General features: G+C 66.9%; 11 protein-coding genes. 7 read left to right on the top strand and 4 right to left on the bottom strand.

The features are described from left to right. Positions 1–5 precede the first annotated feature (5 nt). A complete protein-coding gene (locus AB0B83_RS01655) occupies positions 6–1,745 on the top strand; it encodes a hypothetical protein (RefSeq protein WP_357576507.1) in 1,740 nt (579 codons plus the stop codon). On the opposite strand, the gene vsr is transcribed toward AB0B83_RS01655, so the two are convergent. Beyond that, positions 1,735–2,169, bottom strand: a complete 435-nt coding sequence (gene vsr, locus AB0B83_RS01660) for a DNA mismatch endonuclease Vsr (RefSeq protein ID WP_357576508.1) — start codon at positions 2,167–2,169, stop codon at positions 1,735–1,737. The two genes, AB0B83_RS01655 and vsr, sit on opposite strands and share 11 nt — an antisense overlap. Before the next feature lie 122 nt (positions 2,170–2,291). On the opposite strand from vsr, the gene AB0B83_RS01665 reads away from it, so the two are divergent. The 6 genes from AB0B83_RS01665 (at position 2,292) to AB0B83_RS01690 (ending at position 20,817) form a co-directional block, all read left to right on the top strand. Then, on the top strand, positions 2,292–5,177 hold the full coding sequence (locus AB0B83_RS01665) for an SNF2-related protein (protein WP_357576548.1): 2,886 nt from the start codon (positions 2,292–2,294) through the stop codon (positions 5,175–5,177). Then, positions 5,174–9,910: a class I SAM-dependent DNA methyltransferase gene (locus AB0B83_RS01670; RefSeq protein WP_357576509.1), complete on the top strand. Its 4,737-nt coding sequence runs from the start codon at positions 5,174–5,176 to the stop codon at positions 9,908–9,910. The genes AB0B83_RS01665 and AB0B83_RS01670 overlap by 4 nt, the downstream gene beginning before the upstream one ends. Further along, positions 9,907–16,257, top strand: coding sequence for a DEAD/DEAH box helicase (locus AB0B83_RS01675; protein WP_357576510.1), 6,351 nt, complete (start codon positions 9,907–9,909; stop codon positions 16,255–16,257). The genes AB0B83_RS01670 and AB0B83_RS01675 overlap by 4 nt, the downstream gene beginning before the upstream one ends. Continuing rightward, the gene (locus tag AB0B83_RS01680) at positions 16,257–18,392 is read left to right on the top strand and encodes a UvrD-helicase domain-containing protein (RefSeq protein WP_357576511.1); all 2,136 of its coding nucleotides are present in this window, start codon (positions 16,257–16,259) and stop codon (positions 18,390–18,392) included. Before AB0B83_RS01675 ends, AB0B83_RS01680 begins: the two co-directional genes overlap by 1 nt. Before the next feature lie 124 nt (positions 18,393–18,516). Next, positions 18,517–19,509 carry an HNH endonuclease gene (locus AB0B83_RS01685; RefSeq protein ID WP_357576512.1) on the top strand — a complete coding sequence of 331 codons (993 nt, stop codon included), beginning with the start codon at positions 18,517–18,519 and terminating at the stop codon, positions 19,507–19,509. Between the two features lie 207 nt (positions 19,510–19,716). Further along, positions 19,717–20,817 carry a DNA cytosine methyltransferase gene (locus AB0B83_RS01690; protein ID WP_357576513.1) on the top strand — a complete coding sequence of 367 codons (1,101 nt, stop codon included), beginning with the start codon at positions 19,717–19,719 and terminating at the stop codon, positions 20,815–20,817. Positions 20,818–20,998: 181 nt separating this feature from the next. Here the strand turns inward: AB0B83_RS01690 and AB0B83_RS01695 are convergent, their stop codons facing one another. The 3 genes from AB0B83_RS01695 to AB0B83_RS01705 form a co-directional block, all read right to left on the bottom strand. Continuing rightward, positions 20,999–22,894: a DUF262 domain-containing HNH endonuclease family protein gene (locus tag AB0B83_RS01695; protein ID WP_357576514.1), complete on the bottom strand. Its 1,896-nt coding sequence runs from the start codon at positions 22,892–22,894 to the stop codon at positions 20,999–21,001. Positions 22,895–23,346: 452 nt separating this feature from the next. Beyond that, positions 23,347–24,135, bottom strand: coding sequence for an inositol monophosphatase family protein (locus tag AB0B83_RS01700; RefSeq protein ID WP_357576515.1), 789 nt, complete (start codon positions 24,133–24,135; stop codon positions 23,347–23,349). Then, the gene (locus AB0B83_RS01705) at positions 24,132–25,190 is read right to left on the bottom strand and encodes a DUF5919 domain-containing protein (protein ID WP_357576516.1); all 1,059 of its coding nucleotides are present in this window, start codon (positions 25,188–25,190) and stop codon (positions 24,132–24,134) included. Before AB0B83_RS01705 ends, AB0B83_RS01700 begins: the two co-directional genes overlap by 4 nt. Between the last annotated feature and the right edge of the window lie 217 nt (positions 25,191–25,407).

Here is a 25,407-nt window from a genome sequence, read left to right on the forward strand (position 1 = left end):
ACGACATGACGGTCCTTGGATCCCGCAGCGGCAGCCAGATCCTGCGCACCTTCCTTCCCGACCAGACGGTCGACCTACGCGGCGACATCTACCGGGTCGCAGAGTGGTCCGCGCCCAGTCCCATCCAGGTCGACACCGACCTCGTACGACGCCACCTGCTTCATGAGGTCAGCGCGTGGTCGAAGGAGTTCGACAGCGGCGTTGTCGACGACCTGATGCGGAGAGCTCCTGTCGAAGTGGTCGAACTCGACGAGCGACGCGGCGTCACCGTCGAACGGTATCCGCAGGTGTGGCTCTGCCGGGCGTGCAAGCGCATCGGAAAGTCCATCGACCGGCCGTGTAAGTGCGGCCAGCGCAACAAGTGGGGCCAGCTGCACTTCGTCGGCGTCCACGAGTGTGGTGCAATCGCCGAGCCATACATCAAGAGGTGCCCGACGCACGACGATGTCAAGGTCGTGATTCCCAAGAGTGCCAAGGCTGCCGACATCACGTTCGTCTGCCCAGTTTGTAGTGCGCAGACCATGCAAGGGCTCGGCTTCAACAAGCCCTGCGGATGCGGGAATGGCAAGATCCGCTGGAACGTGCACAAGGCCCGCATGGTCTACACGCCGCGGGGCATGGTACTGATCAATCCGCCACGACCCGAGCACCGGGAGGGTCTCAAGCTCGCCGGTGGTGCTCGCAAGGCTTTGGTCTGGGTGGTCGATGGCTTGACCGTGCCTCGGCCTGCCGACGTGGTCTCCCCGCCGACCCTCGAAGAACTGATCGAGCAGCTCATGCGCACCGGTCTTCCACGGGAGATTGCGGAGGTAGCCGCGAAGAGCGCCGCCGATCAGGGAGGACTGGCGAAGGCCGGCGATCACCCGATCGACGGGCTCTCGGGCGAACGACGCGAGGAAGCAGAGCGGGAGGCGGTCGACATCGCCATGGCGCTTGCGGAGAGCCGCACGCCGACGACGGCACTGCGCAGTGCGACGCCCGGTGATGCCCTGGACGTGCGTTACCAAGACCGCTACCCGGCGGCGCTCGACCGGGCCGGGATCGACGGCCTGGACCTCGTCGACCGGTTCCCGGTGCTGAATGCGATGTACGGCTACACGCGCGGCGATGACGACCCGTCGAAGTGTCGCCTGGTGCCCTTCCGCCGGAAGAAGGGTGGCTACCGGCTCTACGGCAACCTCGCCGAGACGGAGGCGTTCCTGGTCCGCCTGGACCCGGTACGGGTCGCCACCTGGCTGATCGGGAGAGGACACCAGTTGCCGGGATGGAGCCGGGGAGACGGTGCGGTCGCGGCGCGGGTCGCGATCCTGCAGGAGGTGAGGGTGCCCTCCAAGCGTGACGATCCATCGGTCGAGTCCGCTGGCACCGACCTGCTCAAGCTGGTGCACACCTACGCGCACAGGTTCATTCGGCAGGCGGCCGTCTTCTCGGGGATCGAGCGGGACGCGTTGAGCGAGTACCTGGTGCCCGGTCACCTGGGCTTCTTCGTCTACGCAGCCGCTCGCGGCGACTTCGTGCTCGGCGGCATGCAGGCGGTGTTCGAGTCGAACCTGGACGAGCTGCTCGACGCGTTCGTCGATGCAGAGCACCGCTGCCCATTGGATCCTGGGTGTGCTCGCGGCAGCGGCGCGTGCAGCGCTTGCGTCCATCTGGGGGAGCCGTCGTGCCGGTTCTTCAACCGCTTCCTCGACCGGAAGGTGCTCTTCGACGCAAACGGCTACCTGCGTACACCGGTCAGGGCGTAGCAGGAGGCAGCCGGCGCCGCCATTCGGCCTCCACGCGGTCGGCGGCGGCGTCGGTGGCCTCGTGCTCCCAGACGTGCAACACCGTCCAGCCCAACTCGGCCAGGGCGGCGTCCTTCGCATGGTCGCGGGCGACGTTGCGGTCGAGCTTCTGCTGCCACCAGTCCCGATTGTTGCGCGGCAGGGTGCCGTGCTCGGGGCAGCGATGCCAGAAGCAGCCGTCGACGAAGACCGCCACCTTCGCGCGGGTGAAGGCCAGGTCCGGCCGACCGGGCAGGCCGGGATGAGTCACCCGAAACCGCAGGCCGCGGCGGTGAAGCTCGCGACGTAGCCGCAGCTCTGGCTTGGTGGAGGCACGAGGCATCCGGCGGAACCGAGCGGACGTTGCGGCATCGAGGGGTCTTGGCAAGGTGGACTTTCGGTCCATCTCTCCAGCCTATCCGGGTACGTCATGAAAGGTCATTCATAGTTAGGCTCTGAGGGAAACAAGCCTCCCTCATATTAGGTGCCCGTTTAATGAAGAACGTACAGGTCGCTCGGCCGTTGACCATGAAGGCCGACCATAGGGGTGCATACGCTCCAGGCTCGGTCGTGGTGGTCCGTGACGAGGAGTGGCTCGTGCGGGCGACGGAGGAGACCACCGACGGCACCTTGCTCCACGTCCAGGGCCTCGGCGAGCTGGTCCGTGACACCGCCGCCTCGTTCTACGACAGCCTCGACGTGGTGACTCCTCTGGAGCCGTCGGCCGCCCGGGTTGTCGCCGACGGTAGTCCGCGGTATCGGACCGCCCGGCTGTGGCTGGAGTCGACGATCCGCAAGACTGCCATACCGCTCGGGGAGAGTTCGCTCTCGGTGGCGACCCGCGGACTCGCCGACGTGCTCAGCTACCAGCAGGCGGCGGCCCGCAAGGCGCTGGACCGCCAGAACCTGCGCCCACGGATCCTGCTTGCCGATGCAGTCGGCCTCGGCAAGACCCTCGAGATCGGCATGATCCTCGCGGAGCTGGTCCGACGTGGCCGTGGCGACCGGATCCTGATCGTGACGCCGCGCCACGTGCTCGAGCAGATGCAGCACGAGCTGTGGACGCGCTTCGCGCTGCCGTTCGTCCGCCTCGACTCGGCCGGTATCCAACGGGTGCGGCAGAAGCTCCCCGCCACCCGCAATCCGTTCACCTACTACAAGCGCGTCATCATCTCGATCGACACCCTGAAATCGGATAGGTACGTCGCGAGCCTGCGAAAGCATCGCTGGGACGCCGTCGTCATCGACGAGTCGCACAACCTGGCGAACGCCACGACGCTGAACAACCGGCTGGCGCGGCTGCTGGCGCGGAACAGCGAGGCGCTCGTGCTCGCCTCAGCGACTCCGCACAACGGCCGAGCAGAGTCGTTCGCCGAGCTGATCCGCCTGCTGGACCTGTCAGCCGTCAGGCCGGACGGAGAACTCGTCGCGGACGAGGTGCGGCGACTGGTGGTGCGGCGGCATCGGCACAGCCCAGAGGTCGCGCAGGTCGTCGGCGCCGACTGGGCGGAGCGGCAGGAGCCGAACAACGTCCTCGTGCCGGCGACGCCAGCGGAGAACGCCGTGGCCGAGGAACTGGAGCAGACGTGGCTCTGGCCCGGTAAGGGCGGCAGCCCCTACTCGGGGAAGAACGCCTCACTCTTCCCGTGGACCCTCGCCAAGGCCTTCCTCTCCTCGCCGGCGGCGCTGAAGGAGACGATCGAGGCGCGGCTGGGCCGGCTTCGTAACGACGAGAAGGGAGACCCGGAGCGGCAGGCGCGCGAGTGCGAGGCGCTGGAACGACTGGCCGCGCTCAACGAGAAGACGCTGAAGCAGCCCTCTGCGAAGTACACCCGACTGGTGGCGCACCTGAAGGAGTGCGGGGTCGGCCGCGGCTCTCCCGCCCGCGTGGTCGTGTTCGCCGAGCGCCTGGCGACGCTGAGCTGGCTGCACCGGAACCTGCCGAAGGACCTCGGCCTGCCCGCCGAGGCCGTGCAGATGGTACGCGGTGGGGAGGACGACGAGCAGCAGCGCATCGTGGAGGAGTTCAAGCAGGAGCAGGCGCCGGTACGCGTTCTCGTCGCTGGTGACGTGGCGTCCGAGGGCGTCAACCTGCACGCGCAGTGTCATGAACTGGTCCACTACGACATTCCCTGGAGTCTGATCCGGATCGAGCAGCGCAATGGCCGTATCGACCGGTACGGGCAGAAGCACCCGCCGCGGGTGACGGCCCTGCTGCTGGACCCTGCGAGCCGGCGCTTCGCCGGTGACGTGCGGATCCTCGCGAAGCTGGTGGAGAAGGAGGACGAGGCCCACACCGCGCTAGGCGACGCCGCCTCGCTGATGGGCTGCTACGACGTCAAGGGCGAGGAGGACCAGATCCGTGACGTCCTCGCCGGCAACAAGCAGCTCGACGACGTGGTGCGTCCGGTGGGAGCGGTGGCGGCCGGCAACGATCTGGCGGCCATGTTCGCCCAGATTTTCGAGGGGTCGAGCGGGCAGCCCGCCGCCCAGCCGGCCGAGGACCAGCCGGATGAGGGCCTCGACCTCGACTCGGGCCTCTACGCCGACGACGTCTCCTACCTGGAGGACGCGTTGCGGGAGGCGTTCATCGACCCGACGGCGCAGCCGAGCCGCGGTGGTGTCGGCTGGCGTCGAGACGAGGCCTTCGGCACGGTAGAGCTGAGCCCGCCGCCGGACCTGGCACAGCGCCTGGAGGTGCTGCCGCAGGCGTATCTCGCTGAGCGCAAGGTCACCGAGCGGCTGGTGCTCGCCACGACCCAGGCACGCGGCAAGGATCGACTGGCCGCCGCACGCCGAGAAGACAAGATCTCCTGGCCGGACGCCCACTACCTCAGCCCTTTGCACCCCGTGCTGGACTGGGCAGCCGACCGGGCACTGGCAGCGCTGGGTCGGAACGAAGTCTTCGCCGTACGCGGCACCGTCGAGGCTCCGACGGTGCTGCTGCTGGGCACGCTGACCAACCGGCGCGGCCAGGTCGTCTCCACCGCCTGGCTGACAGCGGAGTTTCCGACACCGGCGAACCCGTCCTTCACGCTGATCTCCCCCCACGAGTCGGCTCGGGCGGCCCTGTGGGCCCTTGGCTGGGACATCGCACGTAACAACCCCGCGCCTGTCACGGCCGTCGAGGAGCTGAGCAAGCTGGTGGCTCCTGCCGTCCATCAGGCGGAGAGCCATTTGCTCAACGTCTTCGAGGCGGCTGAGCGGGACGCGGCACAGCGGGTCGAGGACTGGACGCGGCGGCTCGACAACTGGGACGCAGAGGCCGACGTGCTCATCCAGCGCAGCGACCTCAAGCAGCGCAGGACGAGCGTGGAACAGGAGAAGGCGCTGGTGCAGGCGATGGCCCCCGACCGGCAGCTCGTACGGCCGCTGCTGGTGGTCGTGCCGGACATGGAAGGTGGCAAGCGGTGAGCGGGTCTGACGCGATCATCGTCGGTGAGGGTTGGATCTCGGAGCACTACTTCACCACCGAGGCGAAGGGCGAGTCGTTCCGCGCGGAGGTCAAGAAGCGCCGGGACGAGTGGGACGCCGAGGCGAAGGCGGGCCGGAAGACGCCGCGGTCGCGGTTCGTCGACGCACGCCAGAAGCTCGAGGCCGAGCTGGCGAAGCTAGCCGAACTGCTCGACCCGAGCGAGCGCAGAGAGGTACGCGAGGGCCGCGACACCGACGGCCGCAGCCCCGACGCGGTGGCGGCAGGGGTGCACCGTCACCTGCTCGACGTACTGGAGTTGCGGGGACACGGCCTCGTCCTCGACCAGGGTGGACCGCTGTGGCGGGTGTCGTCACCCGGCATCACCGATCGCGCGCCGCTGGTCGTGGTCTCCGCACGACCGGTCACCACCGTCGAGGAACTGCTGGTTCGCGACGCAGTGACGCTGCCCGAGTCAGTAAGGCTCACCGACGACGGGGACGAGCTGAAGTCCGCGGCCCGACTGGTGTCGGCGCTCTTCGTCGCCGACGACGCTCCCGACCTGATCCTCGTGCTCGCCGGCCGATGGGCGCTGCTCGCCGAGCGGGAGCGCTGGGCCGAGGGACGCTACCTCGCCGTCGACGTGCAGCTCGTCTGCGAGCGCAACGACGGCAAGAAGGGCGGTGAGATCGACCGTGCCCTCACCTGCCTCTGCGCGCAGTCGATCGCACCGGACGCCGACGGCAAGCTGTGGTGGCACAACATCCTCGATGCCTCCGTCAAGCACACCGTCGGCGTCTCGAAGGACCTACGCGACGGTGTTCGCCTGTCCGTCGAGATCATCGCCAATGAGGTCGTCAACCGCCGGCGTGACCAGGGGCTCGACCCGCTGCCGGCAAGCGAGGCCCAGCCGCTGGCGAAGCAGTCACTGCGTTTCCTCTACCGCATCCTGTTCCTCCTGTACGCCGAGGCGTCACCCGAGCTGGGCGTGTTGCCGGTGGGTGCGCCGGAGTACGACCAGGGCTACAGCCTGGACCGGCTACGGGAACTGGTCCAGGTGGAGCTGGCCACGCCGCGCGCCCAGAACGGCACCCACCTCTACGACTCCCTCGGCGTGCTGTTCCGATTGGTCGACTCTGGCCATCCCCTGGTCGCGACTGTCGTTCAGGACGAAGACAGCGAGGGATCTGCGATCGCGCAAGGCCTGATATTCAACGCCCTCAAGGCGGACCTGTTCCGGCCGGAGGCGACCGCGCACATCGACGCTGTCGGGCTGGGTAACCAGGCGATGCAAAAGGTCCTCACCCACCTGTTGCTCAGCAAGGAGGCGCGGGGCAAGGACCGGGGCTTCATCTCGTACGCGGAGCTGGGCATCAACCAGCTCGGCGCGGTCTACGAGGGTCTGATGTCGTACACCGGGTTTTTCGCCGAGACCGATCTTTACGAGGTCGCCAAGAACGGCGACGATTCCAAGGGCTCGTGGGTGGTGCCGGCCGAACGGATCGAGGGCATCTCGGCGGCCGACTTCGTGAAGAAGCCGCACCCGGTGACCGGCGAGTTGCAGCCGGTGGTGCACGAAGAGGGCTCGTTCGTGTTCCGCCTGGCCGGACGTGAGCGGCAGCAGTCGGCGTCGTACTACACGCCTGAGGTGCTCACCCGCTTCACCGTCGGGCAGGCTCTGGAGGAGCTGCTCGACCAGGGCGGGCAGTCGACCAGGGCCGCCGAGATCCTGGAGATGACCGTCTGTGAACCGGCGCTCGGATCGGGCGCGTTCGCCATCGAGGCCGTGCGGCAGCTCGCCGAGGAGTACCTGAAGCGCCGCCAGGACGAGCTGAAGGAGCGGATCGACCCGGACGATTACCCGCGCGAACTCCAGAAGGTCAAGGCCTACCTCGCGCTGCACAGCGTGTACGGGGTCGACCTCAACGCCACCGCCGTCGAGCTGGCCGAGATCTCGCTCTGGCTCGACACGATGGTCGAGGGCCTGTCGGCACCGTGGTTCGGGCTGCACCTGCGCCGCGGCAACTCCCTGGTCGGCGCACGCCGCGCGGTGTACCAGCGCAGCCAGGTCAGCGGCAAGTCGTGGCTGGGCGAGGTGCCCCATGAGGTGCCACTGACCGCACTGGTTGAGGACGTGCAGGCGGGCCGGGTCGCCAGCGACGGCATCCACCATTTCCTGCTGCCCGCCGAGGGATGGGGTGCCGCCGCCGACGCCAAGGAGGCTGCCGCGCTCGCACCCGATGCGGCCAAGCGCCTCAAGGACTGGCGACGCGGCGTGAAGGCGAAGCCGACCAAACAGCAGGTCGACGCGCTCGTCGAGCTGGCGCATCGGGTCGAGATGCTGTGGCAGATCGCCTACCGCCGCCTACAGATCGCCGAGCAGGAGATCTGCCGCGCCATCCCCCTGTGGGGCGCGGAAGAGCTGTCGTCGGGTGGTGCGGTGCAGCGCGACCAGATCGAGGCGGCGCTTGCCGACGCCGATGGCGCCTACCGGCGGCTGCGCCGGGTCATGGACGCGTGGACGGCCCTTTGGTTCTGGCCACTTACCGACGAGCCGACCAGGGTCGACGGGGTACGGCTCGGGCCACCCACCTTGGCGCAGTGGATCGCCGGCTTGCAGGCACTGCTTGGCCGCAGCCCAGAGTTGCGTAAGCCATCGCTGCCGCGGCAGACGCTGACGGGCGGCGCGGCGTGGAACGAGCTCAATACCGCTGAGAAGCTCGAAGTCGGCTTCGCCAATGCCCGTCCGGTAGCCGACGCGCTGCGCGAACATCCGTGGCTCGTGGTGTGTGAGCGGGTTGCAGAGCAGCAGGGCTTCTTCCACTGGCACCTGGACTTCGTGGCGGTGTTCGCCAAGGGCGGCTTCAATCTTCAGGTCGGTAACCCGCCGTGGGTGCGCCCCGACTTCGACGAAAAGGCTGCACTCGCCGAGATCGACCCTAGGTGGGAATTGAGTGGAAAGCTTTCTCAGGTAGCCGAAGCCCGGATGCGAGCAGAAGCGTTCTCCTCGCCCGTTTCTCGAGAATTCTACATAGACACGGCCGCCAGCCTCATTGCGGCCCGGGATCTCGTATCGGCTCCAGTGCAGTTCCCGTATCTGCAAGGACTGCGTCCCGATCTCTACCGATGCTTCATGGAGCAGGCATGGCGCAATGCTTCCCGCCGAGGAGTTGTCAGCCTCATCCACCCCGAGTCTCACTTCACGGATGAGAAGGCGGGCCGCCTACGCGAGGTGACGTATGGGCGGCTGCGCCGGCACTGGCATTTCGTCAACGAACTCCAGCTTTTCGATATCCACCATCTCGTCAGCTATGGCGTACATGTCTACGGTGAGGGCCGAAGTGCGCCTCGTTATCTTACGGCTAGTTCCATGTACCACCCCGACACGGTCGCCCGGTCGCTCGAACATGACGGCTCCGGACCGGAGCCAGGGCTTAAGGATCCAGATGGCAAGTGGGACCTACGCCCACACCGAAGTCGGATCACCGTCGTCTGCGATGAAACCTTGGCTAGCTGGCATGCGATCTTGGAATCGCCCGACGTTCCGGTCCGGCAGGCGCGGATGGTCAATGCCGTAAACCGCTCTACTGCCGCCGTGCTCGACAAGCTGTCTCACTCCCGCCGTATCGGCGAATTGAAGATCCACTTCTCTGCAGGGTGGAATGAGAAGAACGACCGTACCAAGGGTTACTTCGAGTTGGAGTGGGGTGTGCCCGACTCGTGGAGTGACGTAATCTTGCAAGGGCCGCACCTGTTCGTGGCCACGCCCTTCTACAAGACGCCGAACAAGACGATGCGGCACAACCAGGACTGGTCAGCGGCCGACTTCGAGAAGTTGCCGCCAGATGCCGTCCCAATTACGGCCTATAAGCCGGTCGGTGACCGGCATCGCTACGATCGCGACTATACCCATTGGGGTGACGCCGATCCGCGTCCAGCCCGCGACCTCTACCGCATCGCCTGGCGCCGTATGGCCGCCAACACGGGGGAGCGGACTTTGATCGCTGCAGTTGTGCCGCCGGGAAGCGCACATGTCAATCCCGTCCATACCCTGGCTTCACAGGACGGCGACCCGATAAAGCTCGTGGCCATCAGCGCCTTCACGTCGTCGCTAGTGCTCGACTTCTTTGTGCGCAGTGCCCCAAAGTCCGAGATCCTCTACGGGACGATTGGCAACCTTCCGATTAACATCGGTCACCCGCTTGTCGACGGTCTCGTTGCACGTGCGTTGCGACTGAACTGCATTACTTCCGCCTATGCTGACCTCTGGCGTGACTGCTACTCGTCCGACTTCATGGACGACGGATGGGCAGGTGGCTTTGAGCACGCGCGGCGCCGGCCCCTCGGCGGCGTCGGGCCAGTGTGGAACGCCGAAACTCCGCTTCGCATCGCCGCCGATCGGCGGCAAGCGCTCGTGGAGATCGATGCGCTCGTCGCGCTCATGCTCGGGTTGACCGCCGACGAGCTGTGCACGATCTACCGCACCCAGTTCGCCGTGCTCTACGGCTACGACCGCAACGTCTACTACTACGACGTCAACGGGCGGCTCGTGCCCAATTCGGTGTTGAGCGTGTGGCGGAAGAAGGGGGACCGGATCACCGAGGAGGAGCGCACCGCGACCAACCAGGCGGGGAACGCGTACACCTACGAGCTACCGTTCATGACGCTGGATCGGGAAGCGGACATGCGGGAGGCGTACGCCCACTTCGAGCGGCTGCTGAAGGAGCGTTCGTGACCGCTCTGCTCCCCACGCTCCAGGCGAGCAGTATCCGGCAGAGCCTCGTCGACTACCTGACTACGACCTTCGGGCTGACCGACGGGGATGCCCGCGACAGCCTGGACCGGTTCCTGTCGGATCCCGAGTCCGGCATGTTCAAGGGCCCGTACGTGCGGCTGCGGCTGCCGTTCCGTCCCGCCGACGAGGGTTGGCGCGACACCCTGGAGTGGTACGAGGGCTACCCGCCCTACGGCCACCAGGCGGCAGCGTTCGCCCGGCTCGCGTCGTCGGCTGGCGGTCAGCCGCGCCGGCCTCTGCCGACCCTGGTCACGACCGGCACCGGTTCGGGTAAGACCGAGGCCTTCCTGTACCCGATCCTCGATCACGTCCTGCGCGCCCGCAGCCAGGGCGTTAAGGGGACGAAGGTGCTGATTCTCTATCCGATGAACGCGCTCGCCAACGACCAGGCGGCGCGACTGACGAAGCTGCTCACGACCCACGCCGAACTGGCCGACGTCACCGCCGCCCTCTACACCGGGCAGTCCGGTCCGACCCGCACCGCCGTAACGCCCGACGGACTCATCACCGACCGGGGGATCATCCGGGACACCGCGCCGGACATCTTGCTGACCAACTACAAGATGCTCGACCAGCTGCTGCTGCGTGCTGAGGACCAGGAGCTGTGGCGACAGTCGGCGACGAGCTTGCGTTATCTCGTACTCGACGAGTTCCACACCTACGACGGCGCGCAAGGCACCGACGTGGCGATGCTGCTGCGCCGCCTCGGACTGGCACTTAAGAGTCACTGGAACGACGACGACCCGCAGCTCGACGGGGCCACCCGCAACCGCCCGCTTGGGCTGATCACCCCGGTAGCGACGTCGGCGACGCTCGGCGACAAGGGCGACCCAGCGGTGATGCTCGACTTTGCTCGCACCGTGTTCGGCGAGCGGTTCGACGCCGACGCGGTGGTCACCGAGACGCGGCTCAGCCTCGACGAATGGACGGGTGACGCCGCCGAGGCCGTGGCCGCGGCCGGCTTCACCCCCGCCGACATCGGCGCGCTCGACGTTGCCGCCGCAGTCGAGGCCGTCACGGCGCTCGGACACAACCCGACCGGAGAAGAGGTCACCCCCACCGTCCTCGGCCTCCTCTACGGCGTAGAGCCCGAGCGGTTCGCCGACGCAACCCCGGAGCTGCTCTTGGCGCTCTGTCGCGCGCATCCCCTCGTCAGGGACCTCGCCCAGGAGGCGGAACATGCCGTCGCGCTCGACGCCCTGATGGCGCGCGGGCTCGGCCACGTCAACGGCAACACCGCCCGGGCCGAAACCCTGCTGTCGTACCTGCTCGCCATGCTCGGCCATGTCCGGGCCGTCGTCGGTCGTGACGCCCTCTCCGTGGACGTCCACCTCTGGGTGCGCGAACTCACCCGTATCGACCGCGCCGCCGCTGCGACCACCCGGTTCCGTTGGAGCGACGACGGACCGCCGGTCGCCGGCACCGACGCCGAAGAAGCCCGGCCGTCGTTTCCTGCGATCTACTGCCGGCACTGCGGTCGCTCTGGCTGGGGGATCGGTCTCGCCCCCGTAGGCCACAGCCTCGCGGCTGAGGACGACGGTATCCGTCGCAACCACGCGTCCAGGGAAGGGCGCTTCCGGCCGCTGCTGTACGCCCCCGCCGAAGCCGCCGTCCACATCGACGAGGGTAAGAAGATCGAGGGACTGGTCTGGTTCTCCGTACGCAACCGGGAACTCCTCGGCGACGTAGCCGAGGACGACCGGGACCTCCGGGACGGTTGGGTGCTGCCGGTACTCACCAACCCCGGGCAGGACGCCGACGAGCAGAGCCGCAAGGACACCTGTCCGTCCTGCGGACAGGAGGACGGCATCCGGTTCCTCGGCAGCGCCGTCGCCACTTTGCTGTCGGTGTCGCTCTCGACCTTGTTCGGCTCGCCGGCCATCGACGCCAGCGAGAAGAAGGCCCTGGTCTTCACCGACTCCGTGCAGGACGCCGCCCACCGGGCCGGCTTTGTACAGGCCCGCTCCCACACCTTCACCCTGCGCTCGGTGCTACGCGAAGCAGTGGCGGAGGGCGCACTCACGCTCGACGCGCTCGTGAACGAGGTGATCCAGCAGGCGGGCGACGACACCTTCACCCGATACCGCATCATCGCCCCCGACTGTGCCGACCGCGAGTCGTTCACGCCCTTCTGGCAGGCGAAGACCCTGCGGTCCGTGCCCCCGGAGGTGCAGGCGCGAGTCCGCAAGCGTATCGCCCTCGACGCCGCACTGGAGTTCGGTCTCAACTCGCATCTCGGCCGCACCCTCGAACTCACCGGTTCCGTCGCGGTCGAGGTCGAAGCAGGTAAGGCGGCGCGGATGGCCCGGATCGCCCGCGCCGCGCTACAGGCCGCGTCCTGGCAGGACAAGCTCGGCTCCGAAGGCACCGATGACGCCGCGCTGGTGCAGTGGGTCCGTGGCGTGCTGGAACGGATGCGGGCCCAAGGCGCCATCGATCACCCGTGGTTCACCCGGTATCGGATGGAAGACGGGCGCCGCTGGTCGATCTGGATCGGACGCCCCCGTAGCGACGGCATGCCGGCGTTCCCCCATGGCCGCCCCGCCCCGGCATACCCCAAGGTGGGGGGTTCCAACGAACCGGTCCGCGGCGGCGGGCTCGACGCGGTCACCTCGCCGAAGTCTTGGTACGCCCGCTGGACCTCCCGGGTGCTCGACATCTCGCCGCTCGACGGCGGACGCCTCGCCCGCGGCTTGTTCGATCGACTCGCCCGGGAAGGCCTGCTCACCACGACGACGAGTGACTCCGGCGCGACCGTGTACGCGATTCCACCGTCAGGGGTCGTCGTCGCTCCCACCAGCGAGGCCGATCTCGACGAAGGGCGGCATCTCCTCATCTGCGGCACCTGCCGTGCCGCTACGCCGGGTACGGTCGCTACTGTCGAACAGCTAGTCGGAGCCCCCTGCCTCAACGTCCGCTGCGGTGGTCACCTCGAGACCAGCAAGCTGCCCGACAACTTCTACCGGCGTCTCTACGCCTCACCGGACATGCGCCGGATCGTCGCCCGCGAGCACACCAGTCTCCTCGACGACGAGACCCGGTTGAAGTACGAGGACGGCTTCCGGGACGCCGCCACCAGTCCGCAAGCCCCCAACGTGCTCGTCGCCACGCCCACCCTGGAGATGGGCATCGACATCGGCGACCTGTCTGCGGTGTTCCTCGCCTCGCTGCCCCGCACCGTCGCCTCCTACCTCCAGCGCGTCGGGCGTGCCGGGCGTCTCTCCGGGAACGCGCTCAACCTCGCCTTCGTCGCCGGCCGCGGCGAGCACCTTCCCAAGCTCGGCGACCCGCTCTCCGTCGTCGACGGCGAGGTCCGGCCGCCCGCCACGTACCTGGCGGCAGAGGAGATCCTGCGGCGGCAGTACACGGCCTACCTGGTGGACGGCTTTGCTAGGAAAGCCAGCTGGCGAACTCCGAGGTCGGCGGTTGGCGCCATCGGATCGTGCGCACCGGGCACGTTCCTCGGCGACCTCGTGCTGCACGCCGAGCAGACTGTGGACCAGAACCTGCCCCGGTTCCTCGCCACCTTCAATGAGCTGCCGGAGGAGGTCGCATCCGGGCTGCGCGACTGGTTACGTCCCGCCAACGGCCCGAGGACCAGCGGTTTCGCCGACCACGTTCGGTTGGCCAGTCGGCGCTGGCAGGCCACCGTCGAGACCCTGACGCGCCGCCAGAAGGACATCGACGCGCTCCTGCCCGAGCTGGAGGCACGCTTCCAGTCACCAGCCAAGACCGACGACGACGAGCAGGCCCTGCGATCTGCCAAGGCCACCCGGAAGCTCACCGCAGGCCAGCTCGCCCACCTGCGGAGCATCTACTGGATCAGCGTCCTCGAAGAGTACGGGCTGCTGCCCAACTACACCCTCCTCGACGACACCGTCACCCTCGACGTCGGGCTGTCCTGGACCGATCCCGACAGCGGCACCCACGAGTACGGCAGCGCCCGATTCGAGCGCGGCTCCGCACAGGCCCTCGTCGAGTTCGCCCCTGGAGCGACCTTCTACGCCCGCGGCTGGGAGATCGAGATCGACGCGGTCGACCTTGGCCTCGACGGTGCCTCCATCCGCACCTGGGCCTTCTGCCCCGACTGCGGATATGCGGTCGACGTTGCGGAGTCCGGCCGAGAACTGCCGGTCTCCTCGTGCCCGCGCTGCGGCAGCACCGGAATCGGTGACACCGGCCAACGCCTGGACGTGGTCGAGCTGACCCGCGTGTCGGCAGAAGTGCGGCGCGACGAGGTAGCGATCTCCGACCGCAAGGACGAACGCGGAAGGGTCGCCTTCCAGATCGTCCCGACCGCCGACGTCGATCCCGCCAACGTCACCCGTCGCTGGTTCGCCGAGAGCACCGGCCTCGGCTGCACCTACCTGCGCACCGTCGACCTGCGATGGCTCAACATGGGCCCGTCCGGCCATGGAACGACCCGCACCATAGCCGGCGCAGAACGGCAGGGCACGCTCTTCCGTGTCTGCGCCGGCTGCGGCAAGAAGGACACCGAGTCCGGGCGAAACCGGCCCCACGAGCACCGGCCCTGGTGCCCGTACCGGAAGTCGCCGAAGGAGACGACCAAGACCGTTGCGCTGTCCCGGACGCTGCGCACCCAAGGCCTGCTGATCCGGCTGCCGCAAGCGGTCAGCCTCGGCGACGACTTCGCCCTGCCCAGCCTCTCCGCTGCACTCCTGCTCGGCCTGCGTGAGCAGATGGGGGGCCACCCCGACCACATCCGCGTCGAGCACGTCGTCGATCCGACGCTCTCGGACGGCAGCGACAACCACGAAGCACTCCTGCTGCACGACGTGGTTCCGGGCGGCACCGGTTACCTCGCCGAGACCGCCGACCCGGCACGCCTGCGCGATCTGCTGGTCCTCGCGTGGAACCGGGTTCGTGACTGCGAATGCCGGCACGAGGAGCGGCTCGCCTGCCATCGATGCCTGCTACCCTTCACAGCTCCGGGCGCCATCCGGCGGGTCTCGCGGGCGTCGGCAGAGCGGCACCTGCGTACCCTCCTCGGCTTGGCTCCCGACGCGGAGACCGCCGAAGGAACGACCTGGACGGTGACCGAGGTGCCACCCCACGAAGAGCCCGAATCGCACCTGGAGCGCGCGTTCCACCGGCTGATCGTCGGCCGGCTGCGGAGGAACGGCGCGGCGGTCACGGAGGTGCCCGGACCGAGCGGAAACATCGTGCGCTTCACGCTGCCGGGCGCACACCGCCAGTGGACGCTCACCCCGCAGGTCAACGTCGCCGGCTCCCGGCCCGACTTCCTGCTCGAGACGAACGACATGAACGTGCCCGAGGTCGCCATCTTCACCGACGGCCGGGCCTACCACGCCAGTGTGGCGGTGAACCGGCTAGCAGACGACGCCCGGAAGCGCGCAGACCTGCGGGACGAAGGGCTAATCGTCCTCGGTGTCACCATGCAGGACGTCGCCGCCGAGGACGGCAGTGGATCCGCCCCGGACTGGTACAACCCCGGACTGGCCGGCAACCTGATGAACATCCCGCAGTTCCAGGCACCGCCCGAGGCCTACAAGTCGCTCGGGAGGGGGCCCGTCGACTGGCTCATCGACTGGGTCGTCGATCCGAACCCGGCGGCGGTGCGGGCCGTGGCCCGAGCGGTACCCATGTTCGTCTCCAGCAAGGCACAGCCCGTCCAGGTCTCCGAGACGGTGACGCTGGAGGAGGTCGGCCGGGCGGTCCTGGTCGACGAACACCTGCCGGCCGGTGACCGACGTGTGTTCGTCCACCGCGCGGGCGGGCTCGCTGTCGTGGTCGAGATGTCGTCGACCATGGTCGTGCAGGTCGCCGCCGTCCTCGACGACCGTGACGAGGTCCTCGACGACGCCCACGCGAAGGCGTGGCGGGCGTGGCTCCGCTTCTCCAACGCCCTCGCGCTTCGCGACTGGCCGACCGTCGTCACGACGACGAGCCTGGTCGCTGGACCATCGGGCACCGCCTCCCTCGAAAACCTAGCCGGACCTGGCCGTCCGATGGGTGCGTGGGCGGACGTCTACGACGCATCCGCCCCCGGCGACGAACGCAACCTCGTCGCCGCCCTCGCCGCCCAGGCCGGCCTCGCTCCGCCCGTGGTCGGTGCCGAAGGCCCCGACGGCATCCCGCTCGACCTCTCCTGGCCCGACCAACGGGTCGCGGTTGCGTTCCCGCACATGCCACGCCAAGATCGAGTCGATCTTGCCGCTGCGGGTTGGCGCGTCCTCGATCCCTCGCCCGACCTCGTGGCCGCCACCCTGGCCAGCGCCGCCCCTGAGAAGCACGGAGACGGTTGATGCCGACGATCATCATGGGCAAGCTCGCCAGCAAGATCGACGGCTCGATCCGCGGCAAGGCGATGACGTTCCTGCAGAAGCTCGGCGCCGACGACACGACCCCGGGCTTGCACGTCGAACCAATCAACGACTGCGTCGACCCTCGGGTGCGTACCGGTCGCGTTGACGACTTCTGGCGAGCGGTCATGTTCCGGCTCGACGGGGACGGCGAGACCCACTACGTCATCCACGGCATCTGGGCGCACGACGACGCGATCGCCGTCGCTCGACGTGTACGGCTCAAGGTCAACCCCATCAACGGCCTACCGCAGATCGACGAGATCGCCCCGCCGACCGCGGCCTTGCCCGCCGCCCCGTTGGCGGCGGAACAGCCGGCGAAGCCGCTCTTCGTTCGCCTGGGGCACGATTCCGTCGATCTCGTCGAGACCCTCGGCCTGCCCGACGACATCGTCGATCGGGCGATGGCTGCCACCGACGAGGACGCCGTGCTCGATCTCGCCCAACGTCACGAAGGGTGGATCGGCAGCATCCTGGTCGACCTCGCCGCCGGCGACACGGTCGGCTCGATCGTCGCCCGCATGCAGCTCGAGAAGACCGCGCCGTCCGGCGACGCCGACGCCGACGTCCTCCAGTCCCTCAGGCGACCCGCCGCTGCGCTGCAGTACGCGTTCATCGACGACCAGGACGAGCTTCGCAGGGTCATCGAAGGGGGTGACTTCAGTGCGTGGCGGATCTTCCTGCACCCCGAGCAGCGTCGCTACGTCGACCGCAGCTACAAGGGCCCCTTCCGTCTCTTCGGTGGGGCCGGCACCGGTAAGACGGTGGTGCTCATCCACCGCGCTCGCGCCCTCGCCCAGCGCGGCCCTGGTGCGCGCATCGTCCTGACGACCTTCACCACGAATCTCGCCGAAGCTCTCGGCGACGGTCTCACCCAGCTCGACCCGCGCGTGCGCCAAGCCAAGGCGCTCGGCCAGCCGGGCGTCCACGTGGCTGGCGTCGATGCCCTTGCCGCCGCGGTGCTGCGCGCTGCTGGCAGCGGTCTCAGCGCGGCGATGCGGGAAGTGCTCGGCGAGGATCGCGCCGCCCCCCTGGCACGTACGGTGGGCACCCGGTGGCGGGAGATCGTCGAGTCGACCGGCACCACCCTGTCGCACGAGCTCTGCAACGAGACGTTCTTGTCCACCGAGTACGCCCACGTCGTGCTGCCGAACAGGATCCACGACGAGGCGGGCTACCTCCGGGTACGCCGTCCCGGGCGCAGCGTCGCCCTCGACCGCGCAAAGCGGTCGGCCGTGTGGGCGTTGATCTCCGCGTATCGATCCCAGAGCCGTATCGACGGAAGCCTCGACTTCACCGAGGCCGCTGCCGTCGCTGCCACCTACCTGGCGCAGCAGAGCAACCGCCCCGCCGATCATGTGCTCATCGACGAGGGGCAGGATCTCTCTCCCGCCCACTGGCTGTTCCTGCGTGCCCTTGTCGGGGAACACGCCGACGACCTGTTCATTGCCGAGGATTCCCACCAGCGCATCTACGGCACACGGGTCGTCCTCGGTCGATACGGTGTCGCCATCGTCGGTCGTTCCCAGCGGCTCACCTTGAACTACCGCACCACCGCGCAGAACCTGCACTACGCGATGAGCATCCTCGACGGCGGGCAGTACGTCGACCTCGAGGAAGAAGGCGAAACGACGGGCTACCGGTCCGCTCGAACCGGGCCGGCACCCGCCATCGAGCCGGTCGATTCACTCACCGCCGAGCTCCGGGCCGTCGTCGACCACGTCCGTGCCTGGCTCGACGCCGGAGACGCCCCCGAGACCGTAGCGGTCCTGGTGCCGGACCGGTTCCATCGAGACCGCGTGGTCACCGCCCTCACCGAGGCGAACGTCCCTGCCCGCGCCGTCGATCGTGAACGGCCGCAAGCCGAGCGGGTGCCGGTCATGACCATGCATCGCGCGAAGGGTACGGAGTTCTCCAAGGTCGTCCTCGTGACTGGCAACCCGTCGCCCGCCGAATTGGCACGCCTCGAGTCGTTGGACCCGTCCGAGCGGGCGGACGCGCAACTGCGGGCCAGGTCCTTGAGGTACGTGGCAGCCACCCGAGCCCGAGACCGACTGGTGGTGGTGACTCGAGGCTGATCGTGGAGGGTCCGAGAGGCATGTGCCTCCGTCAGCAGGCCATTGAACGATCGAGACCGTGGCGGCAGCTACGCCAAGTCATAGCTGCGCACACGGTCGAGAGGGCACGCGAAGGAGCTGAGCGATGCCGACCATCGGCGACTACCTCGATCTGAGCGCCGGGCAGGCGGTGAACCAGTGGAGGTCGATCCTCCGACGGACTCCCAGGCCTGGTGCTAGGCAAGAGGACTTCACTCCCGTCGAGACCCTCCTGTGCCTTGCGGCCAGTCTCGTCTTCAACCATCGCCGGTACCGTGGATCGACCGCCCACCTCGCCGAAGAACCCATCCCTACGCTCGCCCGGCTGTTCAGGCGCCCAAACGGAAGTTTGATCGCCAAGATGGGAAACCTCGATGGCGGCCTGGCCCACGGGGCTCGGTACGAGGTCCATGTCGCATCGACCCTCCTCGCCGACCCCGGGCGGCTGGAAGCGACCTACCGGCTCATCCTCGAAGCGGGCCGCGAGGCAGGGATTGGGCCGGACGAGCTGCCGGACTTCCTCGGCCTGGAAGGCGGTGACGGGCTGCACCTCCTCGGGCAGGAAGAGCTGACCCACTCGGATCTGGAGATGGCGGTTCAGGAGAAGGTCGCCAGCTGGTCCCGGAAGGCACCGGACCTTCCGGAGCGAGTGACCGAACGACTCCTCATGGCTTCGGTGCGGGTCGGGCAGCATCGGTTCGCGCGCGACGTCCTCCATAACCATGGGCATCGGTGCGCCTTCTGTGGCCTGGGCGTGAAGACGAAGGGCCGCGCGGCGCAACGGATGCTCGTCGCCAGTCACATCAAGCCCTGGAGGGTGAGTACCTCCGCCGAGCGGCTCGATCCGCAGAACGGGGTCGCTGCATGCCCCACGCACGACGTCGCCTTCGACACCGGGCTCCTGGCGATCGACCATGCGCTCCGGGTGCACGTCCGCCCAGACGTGCAGGAGGCGGTCCAAACGGATCCAGCGGCGCGCTCATCGTTCGGGAGCCCGCCGCTGTCACGTCGTCTGCTTCTGCCAGAGGGGGCTGCGGCACCTGGGAAGCGGTATCTGGACTGGCACTACATGAACGTGTATAGCGACACTCGTGACTAAGGGGCCTACCATCCCGAATGATCGCATGGGCCTGGGCGAGTCGGGCCCACGACCGCCTCGGCATGTCGTGCTGTCGGTAGCGGCTGATCGCCACGCTCCGCCGTGGGGGAGAACCCCACGCTCGGCTGATTCTTGTCCATGCGATGGAGCCCACGTCGTGTACCCGCCCGACACCGTCTTCGCCCCGTGATCTACTACAGTCCCAGCATGCCCGCCCGAGCTGTCAGGATCTCTGCCGTCGATCTCTTCTGCGGCGTCGGCGGACTCTCGCAGGGACTGCAAGATGCAGGAATCCGCGTTGCTGCCGGCGTTGACCTCGACCGTACGTGTGACTATCCGTATCGACGGAACATTCGGGCGCCGTTCCACAGGCGGGACGTCCGTGACCTGACCGTCGAGGAACTCTCGGCCATGTGGCCTGCAGGTGCCATCCGTGTGCTTGCTGGGTGCGCGCCGTGCCAGCCGTTCTCGTCGTACCGGCGCGGCGTCGACACTTCGAACGAGGCCCAGTGGCCCCTCGTGGACGAGGTGCGCAGGCTGGTCCAAGGCACGATGCCCGAAATCGTCACCATGGAGAACGTCCCTCGGATCGGCGGGACGCGTATCTTCAAGAACTTCGTCGAGCAGCTGCGCGACTTCGGATACCACGTGGACTTCGCGTCCTGCTACTGCCCGGCCTACGGGGTGCCGCAGCATCGCCGCCGTCTGGTCCTGGTTGCCTCGTTGCTCGGTGACATCGCTGTGCCCAAGGGTGCCGTCGCTCCTGTCCAGTACACCACCGTTCGTCAGGCGATCGGAGGCCTGCCGCCCATCGGACACGGCGAGACCCACTCTGCGGACCCCCTCCACAAGAGCCGCACGCTGACACCGCTGAACCTCGAGCGAATCAAGCGGTCCAGCCCTGGCGGCAGCTGGGAGGAATGGCCGGAGGAACTGCGCGCTCCTTGCCACCGAAAGGCGTCAGGTGCAACGTTCCGGAACGTGTATGCCCGCATGAAGTGGGACGAGCCATCGCCCACGATCACCACCTTGTCGTACAGCTTCGGAGCCGGGCGGTTCGGGCACCCCGAACAGGACCGAGCGATGACACTGAGAGAAGCTGCTATCCTGCAGAGCTTTCCCGAGGACTACGAATTCGCCCAGCCGGGCGAGCCGGCACAGTTCGCGCCGCTCGGGCGTCTCATCGGAAATGCGGTGCCGCCACTGCTGGCGAAGGCTGTAGGAGCGGCGGTCGTGGAGCATGTCGCAGCGGTAAAGGGTGCCGTGCACAAGGTTTCGCGTGCTAGAACCTTGCCGCTAGAGGGCTGAGGAGACCAGCGACTGCCGCAGTGTCATCGATAGGCAGCGCCATTGTGGCCGGGCGCTGGGATCAGCTAACGTTGAATCCCTTCCGTTGACTGCGATCGCACTGCCCCTGATCATAGCGACCCCTTGAGGGTGCTCAGTCTCCTCCTGCTTTGTAGGGACGCGCAATAGCCTAACGGTAGTGCTACTCATTCATAATGAGATCCGCAGGCTTCGGATCTGCAGGGTCATCACTTGGATCTTCCTCATCTTCCAATTCGATGCCTAGGTCAAAATCTGAAAAATCGATTGCCCAGCGCTTAAGTGCCCAGTCCGCGAGACGCTCTTGTCGGGCTAGCACTTCCTCCGGGGTCCAATCGGCAAGGCGGGCTAGTTCCTGCTCTTGTGCGAGTGGTGCTTGAGCGTAGCAAGCCGTCGCCGCAATGCCAGGTCCAGCGGCTCCACGCTTATTGGGAAAGTCTTTGTTCGAGTAGGCGCTATTGTCCCTTGTTAGGACGAGGTTTCCCAAGGCGTGCGTAAGTTGCCGTCGTTCGTTCCTGTCGAAGCGTTTTTGCCAATATGATGAATTGGCGGCCTGTGGCAGGATATGTTCGATTGTCTTTTCGCGCTTGCTCTTTTCGAAGAAGGTGTAATTGATCTCTGGTGTTGCCCCGCCAAGCAGATTCAGTTCGTACTCGTAGAGGAAGAATTTTAATGCTCCCCAGCGGTACCAGTTGAATTCAGTGTCTAACAGCGACTGGCGGACGTAGGTGTCATTGGCGTAGTCCAAGGCAAGCGCGCGTAGCGCGGTTTCGACGGACGAAGGCGTGCGTTTTCCGATGTACACCTCGTGTGCAAGGCGGTAAAGCCGTGTTTGCGCTGCGTCGGCGCGATATCCTCCGATGAGGTAGGTGCGCACGGCGAAACGCTCACACAAATCGAGCACCTTTAAATAGGTCTGACCATCGCCAGGGGATCGCTCACGGAGTGCGAGCATAAGTGGCTGGAAGACAGCGACCGTACCTGCTCGCGACAAGCGCTCGTGGGCGCTGCGCGCCTTACTTGCGAGCGGTCCGAAATCTGCAAAGGCCTGAATTTTGGGTCGGAGCGAATCGGCGTACGCGCGCGCTGCTCTAGCTAGCGAATCAACGTAGTCTCCGATTTCTCGAATCAATAGTTCTGGCTTGCCGAGGTATTGTTGCCTCGGAAAGTGTGCCTTGAGTGACTTGGTGCCCCTCCATCTAGTTGGGACCGGGTCGACTGCAGCGAGCCAGTGAGCGCGGAGGAATTGGTCCTCACCGGCTGGCGATACCATCGCTACCTCTAGCAGAAGCCGGTAGATCGTGGACCAGGCAGCGTTAATGCGATCTGCCAGGGCCTCCTGCTGTCCAATTGGGAGCCTGGCGGCCAAAAAGAGCAGGTAGTTCTTGACCTTCTCAAGCTCTGTGAGGGGCTTGCCACGGTCATTAAGCGTCTCGAAAATGACGCCTACTTCCGCCTGCTGGTTCAGTGTGTATAGCGTGAAATGCAACCCGGTCACGACGAGGTTTCGCAGCGAAAACAGTGCGTCCACGTGGTCGTCTGACTTGGAGGCCAGTTCCTCCACGTGCTGTCGTATCTGCAGTGCTGCGCGCTGAAGCCTCTTGGCTGAAAGCGTCTCTGGCGGGGGCACGGGCGTGTCGTTGAGTAACGCCGTCCACACGGCTACGGAGTCGGGGCCGACTTGGAGCTTGTTGCGAGGTACGCCCTTTTCCGAGATGAGGAGGAACTGGCGCCGTAGGCCCTGGGCGGCATCCTCGCGCCCAGCCACCTGGAGGGCACGGCGCAGCTCGTTTAGTAGTAGGCATAACGTTGTCAGACGCTGCTGTCCGTCGACGACATCCGCTCGCACGAGGGCGTTCGACTCGTCGTCGACTAAGGGCTCCCCGCCGCCAAGCAAAACAATTGTACCCGTGTAATGAGTCTTGCCGGGTTCTAGGAGGCTGAGGTCGTCGAGGAAATCCTGCACCTGCTCTTGCTCCCAGGCGTAGCCGCGTTGGTAGTTCGGGATGCTTAGCAGGCGCGGTCGGAGAACCTCGGTCGCTGACACCGTCAAGCTCATGTGGACACTCTAGGGGATGGCTCGCCCTGTAGCCATCCCGCAATCAGGGCTCCTAGTCATCCATGTCGCCTAGGGCGAGCCAGCCGAACAACTCCCGTCTGAGTATCGGCGTTGCCCTCAGGGTGCACCTGATTGCGGTCCGATATAAGAGGGGAAGGGCTATCAAGGCGCTGGCGGCGACGTCTTGGACACCGTTCAAGCGTCGACGCACTCGTCTGCCTCACCGTAGAGGTCGGCCATCCGCATCACGTCCAAGATTCGAACCTCGGCGAACGCGCCGTCGCCACGCCGAAGACGTGGAAGATTCTGACGGGGTGTCGTCATTGCGGACATGCCCAACTCCTCGACGCATCCTGCCGTCGCGTTGTCTGCACATGAAGTGAACCCGCTGTGCCTGTGCTCAGGTCACCGCGGGGCTGGCCGCAGTCAGCGCTTGGGCACGTTCGGCTATGTCAAGCAGCCGCTCTCGCAAACAGGCCGAGGGTGTCTTCGAGCAGGGCTGGCGTGATGCCAAGTGTCACGGACGAGTTCACGTCGTGCCGGGTCCCGTCCTGATCCACCAGTTGAGCTCCTGCCGCTCGTGCGATGGTCACTCCCGCAGTCATGTCCCAGGGACGGTTGGACAGCGTGAGTGCGGCATCAACCTTGCCTTCGGCCAGCCAGGCCAGGTCAAGCGCCGCCGAGCCAGTCATCCTCACACGCTGCACGGACTCGGCGAGCTGCGTGGTCAGCGCTAGCCGGAGTCGGTTCTTGTCCGTCGCACCCTCGCCCACCGCATAGTCGCCGATCGCTACGATCGCCTCGCTCAGCCGGCTCGTTTGGCTCACCCGAATCGGCTTGCCGTCGACCGTTGCGCCGTCGCCCTGCGCGGCGGCGTAACGGTTGCCGAGGAAGGGCAATTCGATGACCCCGAGAACCGCCTCGCCGTGGTGCAGCAGCCCGAGCGACACCGCGCAGAACGGGATGCCTCGCACAAAGTTGGCGGTCCCATCGATTGGATCGAGCACCCACTGCAGCTCACCCGACCCGCTGAGGCCGTCCTCCTCGCCGAGGAACCCGATGTCGGGAGTCGCGATACGGAGAAGCTCGCGGACGCTGCGTTCGATCTCGTAGTCCAAGGCGGACGCCATGTCGCGGTCGCCCTTGGTCGTGAGCGCGCCCGGTGGCTTACGCCGCATGTCCTCGGCCGCCCGTGCAACCGCCTCGATCGCAACAGGCAACAGTGGTCCGTAGTCGCTCACAACTGCTGCCCCCGTCGCCACTGCGTCTCGAAGTGCTGCTCGAACACCGGATACAGGCAGCCGCGAGCCTGTCTCCGCCTGGCGACGAACGCGGGGGAGTCGACCCCTCGGCTCTCCGCCAAGTACGGCTGCGCGACGCAGAGATCGTCGACCAGGATTACGTTGAAGCGCAACGTGTCGTCGTAGACCGCCAGTTCCATGCGGTCCTGGAGCCCGTCGGGCAGCCGGTCACGCACACGCATCAGCGTTTCGATGTTGAGCTTCGTCAGCCCGGACAACTGCCCTGCCGGAAAGCCTTCCTCCGCCTCGCGTGCCTGGACAGCCTGCCCAGACGGATCGAGGAACAGAAGGCGGACGTGCGCACCGGCCTCGACCAGGTCGTGCCAGCGGCGATCCGGGTAACCCTGAGACAGGAGGTTGAGCGACAGGCCCACGGCGCGCACGGTGCTCGCGCCGCTGAGCAGTTGATCAGGCGGAAGGTTGGTCGAGAACTCGGAGCGGTTCGGGTGGACGGCGATGAGGTCTCCGATCCGCGCCTCATCCAGGTTGCCCGCGCCGGACGGGTCGAGAATCGCCGAGAGGGCGAGGATCACGTCGCCGGGTGGGACCGTGCTCGTCTCCCAGTTGGTGACGTCGTCTCTGGTGGGCCGCCAGGTCAGCGTCCGGGCCAGCACGGCGGCGAAGTCTCCGACGCTCAGTCCGAGGGCTTGACGAGTCCGCGCAACCTGCCCACACGCGGCGGCTCCAAGGTCGAGCCCGTTTCCGGAGGCCGGAGCCGGCAGATTTGCGTGAGGAAGCGCTGCCGCGAACCGGCGTCGAGCCTCGTCGGCAGCCTGAGCGAGGGCAGTGTCCAGGGCCGCCTGCATCTCAGGGCGGGGGTTCACGCTCTTCCCGCCGGCTTCCCACTTGGAAACGGTCCGTTCGGCCACGCCCAGGTGCGCGGCGAAGTCACGGATGCTCATGCGGAGTGCATAGCGGAGTGCCTTTGTCTCGCGGCCGGTCCATCGCTGCACGGGTGTCATCGTGCCGCCTTCGATCACGTCGAGAACAGTCATCATGCACCTTACCGGCAGTAGATGCAGTGCAGTTACCGGCCAAGTGCAGTGCGTGGTCGTTCTGCTCTTTCCGCAGCTCAGAAATGGTGGACGCATGGCCCGGGGCGGGTGCTGGCTCCGGAACTGCGTCGATTCCCGAACGACACAGCTCCGCTCCCGCCCACCCCGGCGCCACTCCAACCGTTGGCAAGGGGCCCTTCCTCTACCGAATCCGTTG

Source organism: Micromonospora sp. NPDC049060 (assembly GCF_040649055.1).
Taxonomy (GTDB): Bacteria; Actinomycetota; Actinomycetes; order Mycobacteriales; family Micromonosporaceae; genus Micromonospora; species Micromonospora reichwaldensis.

Excerpts from the sequence above, each read along its gene's own strand:
- AB0B83_RS01655 (WP_357576507.1), top strand. The coding sequence starts at position 6 with ATGACGGTCCTTGGATCCCGCAGCGGCAGCCAGATCCTGCGCACCTTC.
- vsr (WP_357576508.1), bottom strand. The coding sequence starts at position 2,169 with ATGGACCGAAAGTCCACCTTGCCAAGACCCCTCGATGCCGCAACGTCC.
- AB0B83_RS01665 (WP_357576548.1), top strand. The coding sequence starts at position 2,292 with ATGAAGGCCGACCATAGGGGTGCATACGCTCCAGGCTCGGTCGTGGTG.
- AB0B83_RS01680 (WP_357576511.1), top strand. The coding sequence starts at position 16,257 with ATGCCGACGATCATCATGGGCAAGCTCGCCAGCAAGATCGACGGCTCG.
- AB0B83_RS01685 (WP_357576512.1), top strand. The coding sequence starts at position 18,517 with ATGCCGACCATCGGCGACTACCTCGATCTGAGCGCCGGGCAGGCGGTG.
- AB0B83_RS01690 (WP_357576513.1), top strand. The coding sequence starts at position 19,717 with ATGCCCGCCCGAGCTGTCAGGATCTCTGCCGTCGATCTCTTCTGCGGC.
- AB0B83_RS01695 (WP_357576514.1), bottom strand. The coding sequence starts at position 22,894 with ATGAGCTTGACGGTGTCAGCGACCGAGGTTCTCCGACCGCGCCTGCTA.
- AB0B83_RS01705 (WP_357576516.1), bottom strand. The coding sequence starts at position 25,190 with ATGACTGTTCTCGACGTGATCGAAGGCGGCACGATGACACCCGTGCAG.